Below are 1,537 nucleotides of genomic sequence, written 5' to 3'. Positions count from 1 at the left end.
CGCCCGCAGGGGGGTCGACGTCGCGCTCGGCGCCTTCGACGTCACGGTGGTCGACCAGGAGACCGGCGAGGTGGTCGCCACCTACGAGCGGGAGTGGGGCGACGCGCCAGCCGACTCGTCGGACCCCATGCTGCAGCTCAAGCTGCTGTGCATGAGGCCCGCCGGCTGGCGCGACAGCATCGTGAGGATGTCCCTGCCCGGCGAGCTCGTCGCACACCTGGACGGCGAGGACGCCCCGGGCCTGGGGCGCGACCTGCGCATCCTCAGGGACGAGGCCGGCGCCCACGGGTTCGCCAGCGCCGTCGAGGCCATGGCCGAGTCCCTGTCCGCGACGGGCGGCATAGACGCCGCGACCGTCGGCCTCTCCGCGGCGCGCATCGCCTCGGGGGAGGCGCGCCGCGAGTACGGCGAGGACGTCGACCTCGGGGCCTACGACCGCGCGTTCGGGCTGGTGGAGGGGGGCGCCGGCGATGCAGCCTGGCAGCAGGCAGAGGTCGGAGGCCGAGGGCCTCCTCCGCGCGTGCGCGCGTGCGCTCTTCATATCTTGCGACTCCATAGGCGCGTTCCTCGGCAGGGCCACCCCGGGCCAGCTCGCCGCCTGCACGTCGCTGCTCGAGGACGAGCTGTCGCACAGGGAGCGCGCCAAGCGCGAGCGGCTCCTCAGGCAGGCGAGGTTCCCCGTCCCCAAGACGCTCGAGGGCTTCGACTGGTCCAACGTCAGGTTCCCAGACGGCTGGGGCGCCGATGAGATGCGCAGCCTCTCGTTCGTGGACGCAGCGGAGGACCTCGTGTTCTTCGGGAAGACGGGCAGGGGCAAGTCGCATGCCTCGATAGGCCTTGGCATGGCCGCCGTGGCCGCCGGCACCCCCGTGCGGCTCCACCAGACCGCGCAGCTGGTGCTCGCCCTCGGGAAGGCGAAGCGCGACGGCACGCTCGACAGGGTTCTCGCGGACGTCGCGAAGGCCCGGCTGGTGATCCTGGACGAGTTCGGCCACGTGCCCTTCGACGTGGACGGCGCGCGGCCGCCCTGCCAGGTCATATCCGACAGCCACGAGTGCCGGAGCATCGTGCTCACCACCAACGTGGAGTTCTCCAGGTGGGGCACGGTCCTCGCGGACGACAGGCTGGCCGCGGCAATCGTCGACAGGGTCGCGCGCCACGGCAGGCTCGTGGAGTTCGGCGGGCCCAGCCACAGGCTGGAGAACTCGCTGATGCTCGGGAAGGGAGGCGAGTGACGTGAGGGGGAAGCCCGGGGCGCGCCGCGCCTCGTGCCCCATCTGGGACCTCGACGACTGGGTGCTGGAGCACCACGACGTCGTGACGCTCTGCAGGGGCTTCGACTGCCCCGAGTGCGTCGCGGACCCGGAGGAGCTGGGGCCGACCGGGCCCCCTGCGCCGCCGGACCCCGGCGTCCGCGAGGTCCCGTTCTAGGAGGTTGCAAGGGTCGGCGGGTCCGTGCGCAAACCCGCAAAAGTTTCGTGCACGGACCCGAAAGAAATGCGTGCACATTCCCGAAACTGGGGCTTGACTAAACACA

The 1,537-nt window shown here is 71.7% G+C and carries 3 protein-coding genes; 2 read left to right on the top strand and 1 reads right to left on the bottom strand.

Features of this window, described 5'->3' with window-relative positions; genetic code table 11:
* On the bottom strand, positions 1-541 hold a 541-nt coding region (locus tag HMPREF1316_RS14095; protein WP_198009625.1), incomplete at its 3' end, for a hypothetical protein.
* Between HMPREF1316_RS14095 and HMPREF1316_RS07975 the strand changes: the two genes are divergently transcribed.
* Both HMPREF1316_RS07975 and HMPREF1316_RS07970 read left to right on the top strand, forming a co-directional pair.
* The gene (locus HMPREF1316_RS07975; RefSeq protein ID WP_021726474.1) at positions 471-1,235 is read left to right on the top strand and encodes an ATP-binding protein; all 765 of its coding nucleotides are present in this window, start codon (positions 471-473) and stop codon (positions 1,233-1,235) included. The two genes, HMPREF1316_RS14095 and HMPREF1316_RS07975, sit on opposite strands and share 71 nt — an antisense overlap.
* A 1-nt stretch (position 1,236) precedes the next feature.
* The gene (locus HMPREF1316_RS07970; RefSeq protein WP_021726472.1) at positions 1,237-1,431 is read left to right on the top strand and encodes a hypothetical protein; all 195 of its coding nucleotides are present in this window, start codon (positions 1,237-1,239) and stop codon (positions 1,429-1,431) included.
* Positions 1,432-1,537: the final 106 nt, after the last annotated feature.

Source organism: Olsenella profusa F0195, from assembly GCF_000468755.1.
Taxonomy (GTDB): domain Bacteria; phylum Actinomycetota; class Coriobacteriia; order Coriobacteriales; family Atopobiaceae; genus Olsenella_F; species Olsenella_F profusa.
Note: the sequence above shows the minus strand (reverse complement) of the source record. Positions and strands in the feature narration are given on the sequence as shown.

Bases quoted from the DNA above. Each gene is read 5' to 3' on its own strand.
- HMPREF1316_RS07975 (WP_021726474.1), top strand. From the start codon at position 471: ATGCAGCCTGGCAGCAGGCAGAGGTCGGAGGCCGAGGGCCTCCTCCGC.